We start from the raw sequence: 16,406 nt of genomic DNA, 5'->3' as shown, positions 1-16,406 counted from the left end.
GAACATGGCAAACCGGATTCTGATCGTTGACGACGCAGCTTTCATGCGTATGATGATTCGCGATATTTTGTCGAAAAATGGCTATGAGGTAGTAGGAGAGGCGCAGGACGGCGCGCAAGCGGTGGAGAAATACAAGGAGCTGAAACCGGATCTTATTACGATGGACATCACAATGCCCGAGATGGACGGGATCTCCGCGCTTAAAGAGATCAAAAAGATGGACGGCAATGCCAAAGTCATCATGTGCTCCGCCATGGGTCAACAAGCGATGGTCATCGATGCGATACAAGCTGGTGCGAAGGACTTTATCGTCAAGCCATTTCAAGCGGATCGTGTTATCGAAGCGATTAAGAAGACGCTGGGATAAGGCATCAGCAACGCTATGAAATTACAACTACGAACCGCTGTGTTGGCCGCGGCAGGCCTGTCCGTTTTACCGGGGATTGCCGCAGCCAAGCTCGGGGAGAGCGGAGCCGGCAACGAGATCCCCGATACTTTTTCCGGTTCGGAGCCCGGAGAGTTTCTCAGTGGACTCGTTTGGGTGATCATTTCTCTCGCGATCGTGATTACTCTAATCGTGGTCGTGATCAAGTGGCTGTCGAGTCGCAGTCGATCTTGGGGCGCGAGTCGCTCCATGCGTTCAATGGGCGGCATTGCTCTTGGTCAGAACAGCTCGATGCAAGTCGTTGAGATTGCAGGCAGCATCTACATTGTTGGCGTCGGCAATTCCATTACGCTGCTCGATAAAATAGACGATCCCGAACAAGTCGAGAGAGTCATCGCCGCAATGGAGAAGCAAGCCGAAGTCACGTGGGCGCCAAAGGATATCGTTTCGTTGGTCAGACGCTGGCGCACCGGCGACAAAGAAGAGAAACAACCTAAGGACGAACGTTGGAACGATTCGGCATCCTTTCAGCAAATGCTGAACAGCAAGCTTTCTCAGCAGAGCGATCGAAAGGAACAATTGGAAAGCTTGCTAAACAAACAAAATAAGAACGAACGGTTGATGGACGATGAAAAATAAGAAATGGGTGTCTTTCTTCGCCGTTCTGCTGCTATCATTACTGCTTCAGAGTCTGACTTTCGCGGAGCCGTTGCCGGATATTTCGATTAATATCGGCAATAACGGAGGGGATGGAGAAGCGCCCGGCACCAGCGCGCTGTCGTTGCTGCTTATTATTACGGTACTAAGCATCGCGCCGGCAATCATGGTGCTCATGACCAGCTTTACTCGGATCGTAATCGTGCTTGGATTCGTTCGAACTTCAATTGGCACTCAGACGACGCCGCCGAATCAGGTATTGATCGGTCTTGCCATGTTCCTTACTTTTTTTATCATGGCGCCTACTTTCGGGCAAGTAAACGAGGTTGCTCTTCAGCCATACCTGAAGGGCGAGATTACACAAACGCAAGCGTTCGAAGAAGCGGCCAAGCCGATGAAAAAATTTATGTTCGCCCATACGCGCGAAAAAGATTTATTGTTGTTCATGAATTACACGCAGACAGAAAAACCGTCTTCGTACGAAGATATTCCGCTGACTGTGTTGATTCCGGCCTATGCCATCAGCGAACTCAAAACAGCTTTCCAGATGGGCTTTATGATATTTATCCCGTTCCTGGTCATTGACATGATTGTCGCCAGTACCTTAATGGCGATGGGGATGATGATGCTGCCGCCGATCATGATCTCGTTACCGTTCAAGCTGCTTTTATTCGTGCTTGTTGACGGCTGGTATCTGATCGTCAAGTCGTTGCTGCTCAGCTTCAACACATGATGCCACAGGAGGGTAATGCTCATGAGTGCTGACTTCGTCATCGGATTAGCCGGCGAAGCGGTGTATACGGTTCTGAAAGCCAGCGCTCCAATGCTGGTCCTCGCCTTGGTTGTTGGTTTGTTAATCAGCGTCTTTCAGGCGACGACCCAGATTCAGGAGCAGACGCTCGCTTTTGTTCCCAAGATTGTCGCTGTTTTTGTCTCCATCATTGTTTTCGGACCATGGATACTGAATACGGTTGTCGACTTCACATACCGGCTGCTGAACAATCTTCATCATTACATCGGTTAGGTTGTGAATGCGGATGAATGCAATCGTTCAAGGGTTTCCTATTTTTTTGCTTATTTTTTGTCGAATAACAGCATTTTTCGTCATTGCGCCTGTCTTTTCTTCGCGAGGCGTGCCGAATGTGTTCAAGATTGGTATCGGATTTTTTATTTCCTTCATCGTATTTATGACCTATGGGATGGAGCAATCCATCGTTACGAACGCGGAATACATACTCGTCCTCATTCAAGAGATGTTGATCGGCATATTGCTGGGGTTTGTCGTTTATTTATTTTTTATGATTGTCCAAACCGCGGGCTCCATTATGGATATGCAAATCGGATTTGCGATGGCTAACGTTGTTGATCCCCATACAGGAGCTTCATCGCCCCTATTGGGAAACTTCAAGTATATGCTCATGCTGGTCGTATTTTTAATGATGAATGGCCATCATTATTTATTGACGGGATTGATGGACAGCTATCAGTGGCTGCCTCTAACGAACGACTTGTTTGCCCGAATCATGGAGGGCGGCGTTACCGACTTTTTGACTCGTACGTTCGGCAATACTTTCCTTCTTGCACTGCAGGTGGCAGCACCGCTTGTCGTCGCCATGTTTCTGACGGACCTGGGGCTCGGCTTCCTGGTCAAAACAGCTCCGCAGTTCAATATTTTTGTCATCGGCATCCCGTTAAAAATTATCATTGGTTTGATTCTATTGATGTTGTTATTGCCCGGGATGGCGGTGTTATTCGAAAAGCTGTTCGCTATTATGTTCGATTCGCTGGAACACTTGCTCGGAATCGTACAAGGACCGCCAGTTGAGTAGGCAGGAGGCCGTTTACCTTGCGAGCTTATCGTTTAAAGCTGGATTTGCAATTGTTCAGTCAGGAAAAGACGGAGAAAGCGACGCCCAAAAAGCGGAATGAATCACGCAAGAAGGGCCAGGTGGCCAAATCCTCCGATTTGCCCGGCGCATTTATTCTCTTATTCGTTTCCGCTTCGTTTTTGATGCTGGGCAGCTATTACAAGACCAAGATTATTGGACTGTTCGGCGGTATTTTTCAGGATTGGCTGTTGCTGGAGTTAACGACCGAAAATGTGACCGAATTGTTCATGAATCTGTTATGGCAATCGTTGTTGTTTTTACTTCCGATCTTCGCTATCGCGATGTTGGTCGGCATTATCGGCAACGTGGCTCAGTTCGGCTTCCTGTTGACTGGAGATCCTTTGAAGCTGAAGCTCTCCAAGCTGAATCCTATTGAAGGGTTTAAGCGAATCTTCTCCATGAGAAGTTTGGTTGAATTTTTGAAAAGCATTTTGAAAGTAACGATTATCGGTATTTTGGTATATATGGCGATTTCGCGGGAATGGAACAACCTGCTCGCCTTGTCTTCGTTGTCGATCCAATCCGTATTTAGCTTCACAGCCGGAATAACCATAAAGCTTGGGATCCAGATTGGCTCGGTATTGGTAATACTTGCTCTTCTGGATTATATGTACCAGAAATACGAGCATGAGAAAAGTATTAAGATGTCAAAGCAAGACATTAAAGATGAATATAAGAAATCGGAAGGTGATCCCCTCGTCAAAGGAAGGATTCGCGAACGTCAACGGAAGATGGCCATTCAACGCATGATGCAGGAAGTGCCCAAAGCCGATGTCGTCATCACGAACCCGACTCACTTTGCCATTGCACTCAAATACGACGCATCCAAGATGGAAGCGCCGACGATTATCGCGAAGGGGATGGATCATGTCGCTCTGAAAATCAAGGAAATCGCCAAGGAAAATGGCGTCATAACGATGGAAAATAAGCCGCTGGCAAGAGCGCTGTACGAAAGGGCAGAGATCGGAGACGTTATTCCGAACGATCTGTTCCAGGCTGTGGCAGAAGTGCTGGCGCATGTGTATAAATTGAAGGGCAGAACCAAATAAACGATAAACCGCGGGAGGAGGCGCCATCATGAAACCAAAAGATTTATTTATCATACTTGGCATTATTGGAATTGTGCTCATGATGATTATCCCGATCCCGATCTTCCTTATCGACTTGTTGTTGATCTTGAATATCTCGATTGCGCTCATGATTTTGTTAGTCGCGATGAATACGAAGGAAGCGCTGGACTTCTCGATTTTCCCGGCGATCCTGCTCGTTACTACATTATTCCGGCTGGCACTAAGCGTATCCACGACAAGAAGCATTTTAACGCATGCTGAGGCGGGCGAAGTGATCGAGACTTTCGGACGCTGGGTAGGCGGCGGGGAAGTCGCAATTGGTTTCATCGTCTTCCTGATTCTCGTCGTTGTTCAGTTCATCGTCATTACGAAGGGCTCGGAGCGGGTTGCAGAGGTTGCCGCGAGGTTTACGCTGGATGCGATGCCTGGCAAACAGATGAGCATCGACGCGGATTTGAACTCCGGCCTCATCAACGAACAGCAAGCTCGCGAGCGCCGGTCCAAAATCGAGAAGGAAGCCGACTTCTACGGCGCCATGGACGGTGCCAGTAAATTTGTCAAGGGCGATGCTATTGCAACAATCATCATATTGATCATCAACTTGATTGGCGGCTTTATCGTCGGTATGGCCATGCATGGAATGAGTTTCGGCGAATCCCTGGAAACTTTTTCGATCCTGACCATCGGCGACGGGCTGGTCGCGCAAATTCCGGCTTTGCTTATTTCCACCGCAGCCGGCCTTATTGTGACGAGAGCGGCTTCGGAAGGCACTTTGGCGGATGACTTGACAGGCCAGATGCTTCGGTATCCCAAGATGCTGTATATCGCAGCCGGAACCATCGCGGTGCTTGGACTTACGCCAATCGGTATATTTACGACATGGCCCTATGCGATTATTTTGGCAATCGGGGCATATGTGATGCAGAAGCGCCTCACCAAAAAACAAGAGCAGGAAGAGCTGCTTGTAGAAGAGCAGCAAATCGAAGAGGTGCGCAGCCCGGAAAGCGTGATCAGCTTGCTGCAAGTGGATCCAATCGAGTTCGAATTCGGTTACGGATTAATTCCGCTCGCAGATACGCAGCAGGGCGGAGATCTTCTCGACCGGATCATTATGATCCGCAGGCAGTGCGCATTAGAGCTTGGGCTCGTCGTACCGGTCATCCGAATCCGCGATAACATTCAATTAAAACCGAATGAGTACGTCATCAAGATCAAAGGAAATACCGTAGCAAGAGGAGACTTGCTCTTAAATCATTACTTGGCGATGAGTCCGGGCTTCGAGGATGATTCGGTCATCGGCATCGAGACGACCGAACCGGCATTTGGTCTGCCGGCCATCTGGATTGACGAAGCGATGAAAGAGCGGGCAGAGCTGTCCGGCTATACGGTCGTTGATCCGCCGTCGGTTGTCGCGACACATCTTACGGAAATCATTAAACGGCATGCGCATGAGCTTATCGGTCGTCAAGAGGCGAAGATGCTTGTCGAAAATGTCAAGGAATCGTACCCTGCGCTTGTCGACGAACTCATTCCTTCCATTCTGACCATTGGCGACGTACAGAAGGTTCTCTCCAAGCTTCTTAAGGAGAAGGTGTCGATACGGGATCTGGTTACCATATTTGAGGCTCTTGCCGATCATGGCTCATATACGAAGGACCCTGACATTTTGACGGAATATGTAAGACAGTCGCTGTCACGCCAAATTACCCAGCAATTCTCTCCTGGCGGGGATACGCTGCGAGTGATTACGGTAGGGCCGCAATTGGAGAAAAAAATCGCGGAATCCGTGCAGCAGACCGATCAAGGCAGTTACATTGCGCTCGATCCCATCTCAACCCAGCAAATTTATCAAAAGATCGGCGAACATGTCAGCAGGCAGATTCAGTCGGGACAACAACCAATCGTGTTGGCATCTCCGACGATTCGCATGTATTTGAGACAAATTATTGAACGCACCATGCAAGAAGTCCCTGTCTTGTCCTACAGCGAGCTTGAGCCTAACATTGAAGTCCAGAGCGTAGGAGTGGTGAATCTATGAGGGTGAAACGGTACTTGGTCAACGCTTTACCTGAAGCGGTTTCGCAGATTCGCACAGATCTCGGCAATGATGCTGTTATTCTCGAGACGAAGGAAGTCAAAGTCGGCGGGTTTCTCGGCATGTTTCGCAAAAAGAAGATGGAGGTCATTGCGGCTGTCGAGACTGGAGCAGTGAAACAGCAGGATCCGCCGCAGCGGCCTGTCCAGCCGGAAGTGTCTGCCATGGTGGAACAAATTTTGCAGACGGCCAAACGCTCGGGGGCAGCTACCGCTACATTGGAGCCTTTGCCCATGCAGCAAGCTCGCCCGAACGTAACATCTGCCTACCAAGATCAAAAACAACCGAATGCAGCCACATCTGAAACGAGACCGCTATCGGCATTTAAACATCCAGAAAAACCGCAACACGAAACGGAGTCGCCTCAATCCCGTTTCCGGATGGACAAGGAGCAATTCATCATTAATGAGATTCGCGATCTGCGAGAGTACATGGTGAAGTTAACCAGGGAAAGCCAGTCGCAAAAACGGTTGTCCGAATCCATTCATGCTCTTAAGGATCGATTGAGTCTGCAAGAGTTAGATCCCGTCTGGAGCGAACGTCTTATTGAAACCTTAACGGAGGCCGAAAAAGAGGAGGGCGCCGCATTCTCTTATGACGAGACATGGCGCAGAGCCGCGATCCAGCTTCAGGAATGGATGCAGCCTTATTGCCTTAGCGGTATTCGCGAGGATGCGACGGTGCTTCATTTTGTCGGACCGACCGGAGTCGGCAAAACAACGACAATCGCAAAGCTTGCCGCCGAATACAAGATCAAGCATGGACGCAAAGTAGGTTTCATTACCTCCGATACTTACAGAATTGCCGCAGTCGATCAGTTGCGAACGTACGCTAACATCTTGAATGTACCTTTAGAGGTAGTATTCTCTCCAATGGATCTGCCCAAGGCGTATCAATCCCTGAGTGATCAAGAGCTGATCCTGATGGATACGGCAGGCCGGAACTTCCGCAGCGAGCTTCACGTGTCCGAGGTAAATAGCCTGCTGCAAACTTTTGAGCCAAGCGAGACGATTCTTGTCGTTAGTCTTACGGGCAAGACGGCTGATATGGTTGCCATCGCAGATCGGTTCAAGAAGTTCGGCGTTTCGAAGATTCTATTTACGAAGCTGGATGAAACGTCTGCATACGGTGCGATTTTTAATCTGGTTATGAATATGGAGCTTAATCCAACCTATCTCGCAAGCGGTCAGAACGTGCCTGACGATATTAGCAGATTCGATTGCCATGCATACGTATCTCTTTTGTTAGGAGAGCCTGCACATGAATGATCAGGCAGAAGCTTTGCGGTATTTGGTCAAGCAGCAAGAGAACCATCGTGCGAATACCCGGATTATTACAGTTACTAGCGGGAAAGGCGGAGTCGGGAAGTCAAACTTCAGTCTGAATTTCGCGCTTGCGCTTAAGCGTCAAGGCAAAAAAGTGCTCATCTTCGACGCCGACATCGGAATGGCTAATATCGACGTCCTGATGGGAACATCATCTACTTACAGTCTCTATCATCTGCTCAAACAGGAGAAAACGATCTGGGATATTATCCAACTCGGCGTCGAAGGGATCCATTATATCGCAGGCGGCTCCGGATTCCGCGATCTTCTCGAGCTTTCATCGGAGCAAATTAATCGATTCGCCTCCGAGGTCGAGAAGCTGCATGGCGAATATGACGTCATTTTGTTCGACACAGGTGCGGGCTTGTCGAAGGAGACAGTCAGATTTATCGCCGCGGCTCAAGAAACGATTGTTGTTACAACACCGGAGCCGACCTCGATTACTGACGCTTATGCCCTGATTAAGATGGTGAAATCGATGGGCATTGACGCACAGTTTAAGCTAATCGTCAATCGTGCATCCGATGCCAGAGAGGGAAAAGAGACAGCTGAGAAGATCAGTTTAGTCGCCAGTCGGTTTCTTCATTCGGAGCTGCCTTCCCTGGGCACCATCCCGGATGACTCTCATGTCTCCAAAGCAGTAAAAAGGCAAATCCCGTTCCTGATTGCATATCCGAACAGCGGAGCGGCGATCGCGCTTTGCCGAATCGCGGAGGCTTATATGGATATTCCGGCAACGGCTTCCGGGAACGGCGGCGTCAAAGGATTTATAACTAAATTATTCAGACTAGCAAGGTAGTCCTTTGTTGTTGAGGAGGGATGCAAATGGCTCCTTATCGCGTACTGGTCGTGGACGATTCGGCGTTCATGCGTACGATTATAAGTGATCTCATCGTGCGGGACAAACAATTCACCATTGCGGCGACCGCATCCAACGGGATGGAGGCGATCGCCGCTGTCAGAGAGCATCAACCGGATGTCGTGACGATGGATCTGGAGATGCCCCAAATGAATGGAATCGAAGCGCTGCAATTCATTATGAAGGACAATCCAAGACCAATCATCATGTTGTCCGGCATTAGCGAGGATAACACTCGCGATACGATCAAGGCGTTGCAATTCGGCGCATTCGATTTCATTCGCAAGCCTTCGGGCATTGGTTCCGATGATATTCTTGCCGTTGGAGAACAATTGCTCGAGAAGCTTCGAACGGCGGCATACGTCAAGACTAGCAAGGAAATGTTGTTGCAAAGGCAAGAGCTCGCGTCCAAGAGCGAACCCATCATACATAATGAGCGGTTGAACCCGCGGTTAGACAAAGTCCAGGATGAGGCGCGCAAAGCCCGTCAGACGAGAGCGGCGAACCATTCGCTTCAGAAAGCCGGCTTGGAGTCCTCCAAGTCCAAATCCGCCAAGCCACTAGACGATATTGGCGGCGATGTCCAAGTAACCCGGCCTGCTCCAACGTCTCAAAGTTCTGCAAAGAGGACGGAAACGGCCATAGCGGAGCAAGGGGGCCAAGCAGCCGGCAAGCCGAATACAAAAGGGTCCAAGCTTTTGGATGGAACCCGGCCGCCGGCCGCCAGATCAGCGCCTCCTTTAAAGTCCGAAGTTCAACCGAGACCAGCCGGCGCCTTCCGACATCTCGTAGCGCTCGGAACGTCTACCGGAGGTCCAAGAGCGCTTCATGAAGTCATATGCTCGCTGCCTGCCGACTTTCCGGCCCCGGTGCTTGTCGTGCAGCATATGCCGCCCAAATTTACAAAGTCGCTCGCTCAAAGGCTGGATAACTTCAGTCAGCTCACAGTAGTAGAAGCGGAGCAAGGGATGGCTGTTCAGCCAGGGAAGGTCTATATCGCGCCAGGGGGTTATCATCTGGAGCTGGCGAAGCAAGACGGCGGATACGTCATTCGGCTCGGGCTACAGCCTCAACGGAACGGTCACCGGCCTTCCGTGGACATTATGTTCGAATCGCTGGCGTCGTTCCGCGAGCTGAGCATACATGCGGTCATTATGACCGGCATGGGCAGTGACGGTGCAAAGGGAATGAAGGTGCTGGCAGAGCAAGGCGCCGTTTCATTGATTGCTGAATCAGAGGAAACCTGCGTGGTGTACGGAATGCCGCGATGTGCGATTGAAGGCGGTTATGTCAAGGATGTACTTCCGCTAGGAGAAATTTCTTCTCAGCTTGTGAAGGCCGTGGCAAAAAATTAATTGATAAACGGAGAACGAACGATCATCCTACCAGGAGGTGCATGTGAATGGATATGAATGCTTATCTGTCCATGTTTATCGACGAATCTAACGATCATCTTCAATCCTTGAACGAAAATCTGCTTCAATTGGAAGGCAATCCCGAGGATCTTAGTATCGTGCAGTCGATATTCAGATCCGCCCATACGCTCAAAGGCATGTCGGCGACAATGGGCTTCGAGGACTTGGCGGCTCTTACTCACGAAATGGAGAATGTACTGGATCTTGTCCGCAATAGCAAGCTTAAGATGGACAGCTTTATCTTCGATACGTTGTTCAAAGGTTTGGACGCGCTGGAGGCCATGGTACAAGACATCGTGGGCGGAGGGACAGGCAAAGCGGATGTCACTTCTATTGTCGCCTCCTTGCAAGGCATCCTAAAGGGCGATTATAAGTCGCAGGCGGCCGCTTCGACTGCAGCGGCTCCGTCGGCATCAGCGAATGCCGAAGGGGGAGAAACATCGGGCGGCGTGCTCCTCGACCAATTCCAATCCTCGATTCTTCTGCAATCCATGGAGGCCGGACATCAGCCTTATTACGTACAAGTTAGCGTTGACGAGAATTGCGTTCTCAAAGCAGCGAGGTCCTATATGGTCTTTAATTTGCTGGAGAGCAACGGAGAAATTGTAAAGTCCGAACCTTCGGTACAGGATCTCGAGCAAGAGAAATTCGACAGAACGTTCACTGTATTTACGATTTCCACACTAACGGCCGAACAGCTGTACGAACAGATCATGAATATCTCCGAGATTTCTTCTGTAACGGTAACGCCTCTGGATGCCGAAACTCTCGCCTCATTGACAAGCGCTCCAGCGGCAGCTGCCGTGGAAGCGCCCGTGAAGCCTGCTGCTGCTGCTGAATCGGCAACTGCTCCACTTGCAAACGACAGTGTTAAAATTTCCAGCAAGCCGTCTGCTGCACCGCAGAGTGCTCCTGCGGCCATGAACAAGACGATCAGAGTCGATATCGACCGGCTTGACACGCTGATGAATTTATTTAGCGAGCTGCTGATCGACCGCGTAAGGCTGGAGCAGCTGGCGAGTGAAATCAAGCGTACGGAATTAACGGAGACGGTGGAGCATATGTCGAGGGTCAGCTCCGACCTCCAGAACATCGTGCTTAAACTGCGCATGGTTCCGGTTGACTCTGTGTTCAATCGTTTCCCCAGACTTGTACGCGATATGGCAAAGTCGCTTAACAAAAAGATGGAGCTTATTATTACGGGAGCCGACACCGAGCTAGATCGCACGGTTATCGACGAAATCGGGGATCCGCTGGTTCATCTTATTCGCAACTCTGGCGACCATGGCATCGAGTCCGTCGAGGAGCGTATCGCTTCGGGCAAATCAGAAACGGGGACGATTCATCTTCGGGCTTTCCACAGCGGCAACCATGTGTTTATTGAGGTAGAAGAAGACGGAAGAGGCATTAATAAACAAAAAGTGCTTCAGATCGCCATCAAAAACGGTGTTGTGACAGAAGAGCAGGCACGCAACTTGACCGAAGAAGAAATCCAGATGCTTATCTTTGCGCCGGGCTTTAGCACGGCCGACAAAATCTCGGATATTTCTGGCCGCGGGGTTGGACTCGACGTCGTAAAAACGAAAATCACTTCGCTTGGCGGCAACGTTACGGTAACCTCCGCAGAAGGCAAAGGGACAAAGTTCTCGGTTCAGCTGCCGCTGACATTGTCGATCATCTCGGCGATGCTGATTAAATTAGGCTCGGAGAAATATGCGATACCGCTGTCTTCGATTGTGGAGACGGGCATCATTAAGCGATCGGGCATTCTGAACGTGCATGGCAATCAGATGGTGGAATTCCGCGGCTCCATTATTCCGCTCGTATCGCTGAGCAGCGTGCTGGAATCACCGGATTACGACGAAAGCCAGGAGCAGGAAACAGAGATCGTCGTTATTCGCAAAGGCGATAAGATGGCCGCCGTCATGGTCGAGGAGTTTATCGGACAAAGTGAAATCGTGCTTAAAACTTTAGGCAAATATTTGACTAACGTATACGCCATCTCCGGGGCTACGATTCTCGGTGACGGATATGTCGCTCTTATCATCGATCCGAATGCATTGATCAAATAAGGAGGGTTTACAATGGGAGAAGAATTGAAGGTTATCGTATTCGCGCTTGGCAAGGAAGAGTATGGCATCGAAGTGGATAAAGTGCGCACAATCGAGAGACTGACGCCTATCACACGCGTTCCCAAAACGGCTGCTTTCATTAAAGGTGTCATTAATCTGCGCGGCGTCGTTGTTCCTGTTATCGATCTGCGAGGTAGATTCAATCTCAGCGAAACCCAGCCAACGGAAAATTCCCGTATTATTGTCGTAGCCGTAAATGAATTGGAAGTCGGTTTTATCGTGGATTCGGCAAACGACGTTATCGATATCGATTCGGACACGATTGACAATCCTCCGGAGATCGTCGGCGGTATTAAAGCCAAATATTTGCGCGGCATTGCCAAATTAGGCGAAGGTCGTCTGCTGATCATGCTTAATCTGTCAGAGGTTCTTAACAAAAACGAGATTATCCAGCTCGAACAGCTGGAGGTTTAATAGGTGGCCGAATTTAAGAACTTTGAAGCTTTTGAATTAGATGTACTCAAAGAAGTGGGGAATATCGGAGCAGGCAATGCGGCCACCGCGTTGTCCAAGCTCTTGAACAAGCCGGTAGACATGGCGGTACCGAAGGTCAGCCTGCTGCCCTTCGAGGAAATCGCCGAGCTTGTGGGAGGAGCCGAACAGGTCGTGCTCGGAGTTTTCCTGCGGGTGGAAGGCGAAGCCCCGGGAAACATGTTTTTTCTAATTGAGGAAAATTCCGCTGAGCGGATGCTGAATCAACTGTTGTCATTAAGACACGACGAAGGGGATAAAGGTTACTCCGAGATGGAGTTGTCTGCTTTATGCGAAATCGGCAACATATTGGCAGGGTCGTACCTCTCGTCATTAGCTGATTTCACTCAACTGCCCATGATGCCTTCCGTACCCGCTATTGCCCATGATATGGCCGGCGCCATCCTGAGCTACGGACTGATGCAATATGGCGAGATGGGAGATTCGGCTCTGCTAATAGAGACAACGTTTCTCGAAGATCATCAATCGTTGGAAGGACATTTTTTTCTCATTCCCGATCCCGGCTCCTTCGGCAAAATATTTCGATCATTGGGAGTCGGGCGAGAATGACAGGACAGACGCTTGTAAAGGTAGGAATGGCGGATTTAAACGTCGTGGACGGCGGAGCCTTATTGAAGACAACGGGACTTGGATCCTGTGTCGGTGTAACATTATACGATTCGAAATCCGGCATTGCCGGAATGGCGCATGTTATGCTGCCATCATCGGATATTGCCAGGGAAGCGCAAATCAATCTGGCAAAATATGCAGATACCGCAATTCCGGAGCTGCTAAATCGAATGACCGTGCTTGGCGCGAACATGAATCGGGTTCAAGCCAAGATGGCGGGCGGCGCTCAGATGTTCGCGTTTGCGGGGCAATCGGATACTCTCCGAATAGGTCCGCGTAACGTGGAATCTTGTATGAGCATGCTCAACAGACTTCGTATTCCAATCGTATCCCACGATACGGGGGGGAATTACGGACGGACAATCGAGTTCGACAGCGGCAGTGGCATACTCATGATCCGGAGCGTGCAGTTTGGAATAAAGGAGATTTAACAATGCTGGGTTCATGGAGATGGAATGTGGGTTTCGGTATTGCGGGAGTCGGTCTGACCGTCATATTCTCCTTGGGGAATAATCCCATGTCCGTTATACTCATGAGAAGTTTATATGCATTCGTGGCTTTTTTCGTCGTCGCATTTGCCGCCCGGTTCGTTTTGGGCGTAATATTGCAGCCTCCGGCGATCCCAATGGGTCCCAGCGAAGAGGAGGCTGACGATCCGCGAGGCGCCGAGATGGACTTGCGTACGCCAGACGAGTCGGATGATTTGAACCAACTGTTAAAGGCTCAATTGCAGCAAGGAGCATCTTCTTCGCCACAGCCAGCAACGCAGCCGGTAAAAGAAGGCGCTAATGAAGGAGCAAGCAGCTTCAAACCATTGTCTCCGCCGCAACTCGTATCTACCGCCGGCAAACAACCAGAGGAATTGGCGAAAGCCGTACGTCACCTGACAGGAGAGTGAGTCAATGCCAGAGCTAAAGTCGCCTCATTTGACGAACATCCAGATGTGGCAAGCATGGAAAGAGCAAGGGGATATCGAAGCCAAAAAAAGCCTGATTGAAAATTATTTGCCGCTTGTCGATTTTGTTACGAATCGCATGGCAATCGGACTGCCTAAAAACGTCATTAAAGACGATCTGGCCAGCAACGGAGTCATGGGTCTTATTGACGCAATCGAGAAATTCGACTATAAAAGAGGATTGCAATTCGAGACGTACGCTTCATGGCGTATTCGCGGCTCCATCATCGACGGGCTACGTCAAGGCGACTGGGTGCCGCGCTCCGTGCGCGAGAAGGCTAAACGCGTCGAGGACGCCTATCAAGTGCTGGAGCAGCAATATATGCGTTCTGTATCCGACGCGGAAGTAAGCCGGTATCTGCAAATAACGGAAAAGGAATTTACCGTCATGCTGCAAGATATATCGGTTGCGTCGATCTGCTCCCTTGAGGATCCCATTCGGGAAGAGGAATCGGAGACTCGCATGTCGTTGCTCGTAGACGACAAGGCCAAAAAACCGGAACAAACCGTGCATGAAGTTTATTTGAAGGAATCGTTAGTAAAAGGAATAGATCGATTGACGGAGAAGGAGCGGACCGTCGTATCCCTATTCTATTATGAGGAGCTGTCCTTAAGCGAAATAGCCGAGGTTATGTCGCTGTCACCGTCGAGAATTTCCCAATTGCACTCGAAGGCCATTCTTCGTCTTCGTGGAGTGTTGGCTAAACATAAAGATCAATTAATGCAGCAATAGGAAGGGGGGGGATACAGGTGGACAATCAACAACTGGATTCGTATTTACGCTTGCAAACGTCGGCGGACAAGCTGACTGCCTTTATAGCATTCATTCGAATTACGGACGAATTTGCTTGTACGGCCGATGAGTTAGAGCTCTTCGTGCGAAGTAAGGGAGTTGTCCATGGTCTCCGAACCGACGTGCTGGATGGAATAAGCAGAAATCCTCTAGCTTATTGCAGGGAACAGACGATTATTGCGCAAGGCCAGAGCCCAAGTCCGGGCAAAGACGGCATGATACGATTCGTGTTCGATATGGACAATGACGAGCGTCGCCCAGCAGAGGGCGAAGATGGCAAGATAGACTTCAAGCAAGTCAATCAACTAAAAAACGTAAAACGCGGTCAACTGATTGCCGAGCTGGTAGAGCCAAGTGCTGGTCCACCGGGAAGAACGGTCACAGGCGAAGAGATTCCTCCAAAATACGGCAAGCGCGCTCACTTCAAAGTCGGCAAAAACGTCGTGCAGGGCGGGGATGGTTCTGCCTTGTATGCAGCAATCGATGGGTTGATTACGCTTACGGATAAGGTGAAAATCAACGTATTCCCCGTTTACGAAGTAAATGGCGACGTTGACTATCGCGTAGGAAACATCGATTTTGTAGGTACTGTCGTTATTCGCGGCAATGTGCTTAGCGGTTTCCGAGTAAAGGCATCTGGCGATATTCGTATTATTGGGGGAGTCGAAGGCGCCGAGCTTGAGTCCGACGGTTCCATTGAGATTACCGGCGGTATTATGGCTGGCAACAAGGGTTACGTAAGAGCGCAAAACAATATACGCTGCTCTTTCATTCAAGACGGCATTGTCATCGCCGGCGCTGATGTATTGGTCTCCCAAAGCATTATGCATTCTCAAGTAAAAGCGGGACACAGCGTCATATGTTCTGGTGCAAAGGGGTTAATCGTCGGCGGAATCGTGCAAGCCGGAGAAACCGTATTAGCGAGGACGATCGGCAATCCGATGTCAACGAATACCGTCGTAGAAGCGGGCGTTAATCCACAACTCAGGGACGAGCTCATGGAGCTTCGTACATCCCTCAGGCAATCGGTTGACAGTCTGGACAAAACCGAAAAGGCGCTGGTTATTCTTGATCAGATGGCGGCCGCGGGCCAATTGTCACCGGATCGGTTGGCTATGCGCATCAAGCTGAACGCGACCAAACGCCAGACGGTTGCCACCATCGACGAATGCAAAGATCGTATGCTCGAAATCGAGAAACAACTTGAGGATTCGGGACGTTCCAAGGTGGATGTGAGCGGTACGATATATGGCGGCGTAAAGATTGTAATCGGCCGTTATACCAAGTTTGTTAAAGACAGTGCGCAAAGAGTATCCTTCCGATTAATGGAAGGCGATATTGCTTTGGCACCCTATCATCCGTAAACATCCCCTTGCAGGTAAGAATGTGGCGAAGGAGGGAAATCGATGACGTTCAAACCGTTAGATTTTCAAATATCCGTTCCACGAACACAAGAGTTTAGCGGCATGCAGCAGCAAGCGGCGCAACGACCGATTACGGAGCAGAACATGCTCGCACATCAAACGGAGAAACATACTGAAGCGCAGCGATCCCAAAGCGCGGCGGTCGAACAGTCTTCGAACTCGGGAATTAAAGCCGACCAGGAGAAAAACGGAGGCGGTGACCCGAGACAACAAGGCCGCGGCAAGGGACATGGCAAGGATGAATCCGCGAAGGAGCCGCCTCCGGAATCCCCGCACCCCTACAAAGGACTGCGCTTTGACGTCAAG

Annotated in this window: 18 protein-coding genes; all 18 read left to right on the top strand. The window is 50.0% G+C overall.

Translation table 11 applies throughout. The features are described from left to right. Nucleotides 1-4: 4 nt before the first annotated feature. Nucleotides 5-367: a response regulator gene (locus tag B1748_RS26500; RefSeq protein ID WP_087570964.1), complete on the top strand. Its 363-nt coding sequence runs from the start codon at nt 5-7 to the stop codon at nt 365-367. Nucleotides 368-382: 15 nt separating this feature from the next. After that, a complete protein-coding gene (locus tag B1748_RS26495) occupies nt 383-1,024 on the top strand; it encodes a flagellar biosynthetic protein FliO (RefSeq protein ID WP_087570963.1) in 642 nt (213 codons plus the stop codon). After that, a complete protein-coding gene (gene fliP, locus B1748_RS26490; protein WP_087570962.1) occupies nt 1,014-1,775 on the top strand; it encodes a flagellar type III secretion system pore protein FliP in 762 nt (253 codons plus the stop codon). The genes B1748_RS26495 and fliP overlap by 11 nt, the downstream gene beginning before the upstream one ends. A 21-nt stretch (nt 1,776-1,796) precedes the next feature. Next, nucleotides 1,797-2,066: a flagellar biosynthesis protein FliQ gene (fliQ, locus tag B1748_RS26485; RefSeq protein WP_087570961.1), complete on the top strand. Its 270-nt coding sequence runs from the start codon at nt 1,797-1,799 to the stop codon at nt 2,064-2,066. A 13-nt stretch (nt 2,067-2,079) separates the two neighbouring features. Next, entirely contained in the window at nt 2,080-2,871 is a 792-nt protein-coding gene (fliR, locus tag B1748_RS26480) for a flagellar biosynthetic protein FliR (RefSeq protein ID WP_087570960.1), read from the top strand. A 17-nt stretch (nt 2,872-2,888) separates the two neighbouring features. Continuing rightward, nucleotides 2,889-3,980, top strand: coding sequence for a flagellar biosynthesis protein FlhB (flhB, locus tag B1748_RS26475; protein WP_087570959.1), 1,092 nt, complete (start codon nt 2,889-2,891; stop codon nt 3,978-3,980). A 28-nt stretch (nt 3,981-4,008) separates the two neighbouring features. Continuing rightward, on the top strand, nt 4,009-6,039 hold the full coding sequence (gene flhA, locus B1748_RS26470; protein ID WP_087570958.1) for a flagellar biosynthesis protein FlhA: 2,031 nt from the start codon (nt 4,009-4,011) through the stop codon (nt 6,037-6,039). Next, complete coding sequence (gene flhF / locus B1748_RS26465) at nt 6,036-7,364, top strand: flagellar biosynthesis GTPase FlhF (RefSeq protein WP_087570957.1); 1,329 nt, start codon at nt 6,036-6,038, stop codon at nt 7,362-7,364. Before flhA ends, flhF begins: the two co-directional genes overlap by 4 nt. Next, nucleotides 7,357-8,220, top strand: a complete 864-nt coding sequence (locus tag B1748_RS26460) for a MinD/ParA family protein (RefSeq protein WP_087570956.1) — start codon at nt 7,357-7,359, stop codon at nt 8,218-8,220. The genes flhF and B1748_RS26460 overlap by 8 nt, the downstream gene beginning before the upstream one ends. Before the next feature lie 26 nt (nt 8,221-8,246). Continuing rightward, nucleotides 8,247-9,635: a protein-glutamate methylesterase/protein-glutamine glutaminase gene (locus tag B1748_RS26455; protein ID WP_087570955.1), complete on the top strand. Its 1,389-nt coding sequence runs from the start codon at nt 8,247-8,249 to the stop codon at nt 9,633-9,635. Nucleotides 9,636-9,682: 47 nt separating this feature from the next. Then, nucleotides 9,683-11,767, top strand: coding sequence for a chemotaxis protein CheA (locus tag B1748_RS26450; RefSeq protein ID WP_087570954.1), 2,085 nt, complete (start codon nt 9,683-9,685; stop codon nt 11,765-11,767). 12 nt (nt 11,768-11,779) lie between these two features. After that, on the top strand, nt 11,780-12,241 hold the full coding sequence (locus B1748_RS26445; RefSeq protein WP_087570953.1) for a chemotaxis protein CheW: 462 nt from the start codon (nt 11,780-11,782) through the stop codon (nt 12,239-12,241). A gap of 3 nt (nt 12,242-12,244) precedes the next feature. Beyond that, on the top strand, nt 12,245-12,868 hold the full coding sequence (locus B1748_RS26440) for a chemotaxis protein CheC (RefSeq protein ID WP_087570952.1): 624 nt from the start codon (nt 12,245-12,247) through the stop codon (nt 12,866-12,868). Continuing rightward, the gene (locus tag B1748_RS26435) at nt 12,865-13,359 is read left to right on the top strand and encodes a chemotaxis protein CheD (RefSeq protein ID WP_087570951.1); all 495 of its coding nucleotides are present in this window, start codon (nt 12,865-12,867) and stop codon (nt 13,357-13,359) included. The genes B1748_RS26440 and B1748_RS26435 overlap by 4 nt, the downstream gene beginning before the upstream one ends. Nucleotides 13,360-13,361: 2 nt before the next feature. After that, nucleotides 13,362-13,826, top strand: a complete 465-nt coding sequence (locus B1748_RS26430) for a hypothetical protein (RefSeq protein WP_087570950.1) — start codon at nt 13,362-13,364, stop codon at nt 13,824-13,826. A gap of 4 nt (nt 13,827-13,830) precedes the next feature. Continuing rightward, nucleotides 13,831-14,616, top strand: coding sequence for a FliA/WhiG family RNA polymerase sigma factor (locus tag B1748_RS26425; RefSeq protein WP_087570949.1), 786 nt, complete (start codon nt 13,831-13,833; stop codon nt 14,614-14,616). An 11-nt stretch (nt 14,617-14,627) separates the two neighbouring features. Continuing rightward, the gene (locus B1748_RS26420) at nt 14,628-16,040 is read left to right on the top strand and encodes a flagellar assembly protein A (protein ID WP_483874419.1); all 1,413 of its coding nucleotides are present in this window, start codon (nt 14,628-14,630) and stop codon (nt 16,038-16,040) included. A 42-nt stretch (nt 16,041-16,082) separates the two neighbouring features. After that, nucleotides 16,083-16,406 (top strand): hypothetical protein (locus tag B1748_RS26415; protein ID WP_087570947.1); only part of this gene is annotated, 324 nt, incomplete at its 3' end.

The sequence above is a fragment of the Paenibacillus sp. MY03 genome (genome assembly GCF_002165585.1).
GTDB lineage: Bacteria > Bacillota > Bacilli > Paenibacillales > Paenibacillaceae > Pristimantibacillus > Pristimantibacillus agaridevorans.
This window is presented reverse-complemented; position numbering and strand designations above follow the sequence as displayed.

Bases quoted from the DNA above. Each gene is read 5' to 3' on its own strand.
- fliP (WP_087570962.1), top strand. From the start codon at position 1,014: ATGAAAAATAAGAAATGGGTGTCTTTCTTCGCCGTTCTGCTGCTATCA.
- B1748_RS26455 (WP_087570955.1), top strand. From the start codon at position 8,247: ATGGCTCCTTATCGCGTACTGGTCGTGGACGATTCGGCGTTCATGCGT.
- B1748_RS26450 (WP_087570954.1), top strand. From the start codon at position 9,683: ATGGATATGAATGCTTATCTGTCCATGTTTATCGACGAATCTAACGAT.
- B1748_RS26425 (WP_087570949.1), top strand. From the start codon at position 13,831: ATGCCAGAGCTAAAGTCGCCTCATTTGACGAACATCCAGATGTGGCAA.
- flhF (WP_087570957.1), top strand. From the start codon at position 6,036: ATGAGGGTGAAACGGTACTTGGTCAACGCTTTACCTGAAGCGGTTTCG.
- B1748_RS26430 (WP_087570950.1), top strand. From the start codon at position 13,362: ATGCTGGGTTCATGGAGATGGAATGTGGGTTTCGGTATTGCGGGAGTC.
- fliR (WP_087570960.1), top strand. From the start codon at position 2,080: ATGAATGCAATCGTTCAAGGGTTTCCTATTTTTTTGCTTATTTTTTGT.
- B1748_RS26495 (WP_087570963.1), top strand. From the start codon at position 383: ATGAAATTACAACTACGAACCGCTGTGTTGGCCGCGGCAGGCCTGTCC.
- B1748_RS26500 (WP_087570964.1), top strand. From the start codon at position 5: ATGGCAAACCGGATTCTGATCGTTGACGACGCAGCTTTCATGCGTATG.
- B1748_RS26435 (WP_087570951.1), top strand. From the start codon at position 12,865: ATGACAGGACAGACGCTTGTAAAGGTAGGAATGGCGGATTTAAACGTC.
- flhA (WP_087570958.1), top strand. From the start codon at position 4,009: ATGAAACCAAAAGATTTATTTATCATACTTGGCATTATTGGAATTGTG.
- B1748_RS26445 (WP_087570953.1), top strand. From the start codon at position 11,780: ATGGGAGAAGAATTGAAGGTTATCGTATTCGCGCTTGGCAAGGAAGAG.
- fliQ (WP_087570961.1), top strand. From the start codon at position 1,797: ATGAGTGCTGACTTCGTCATCGGATTAGCCGGCGAAGCGGTGTATACG.
- B1748_RS26460 (WP_087570956.1), top strand. From the start codon at position 7,357: ATGAATGATCAGGCAGAAGCTTTGCGGTATTTGGTCAAGCAGCAAGAG.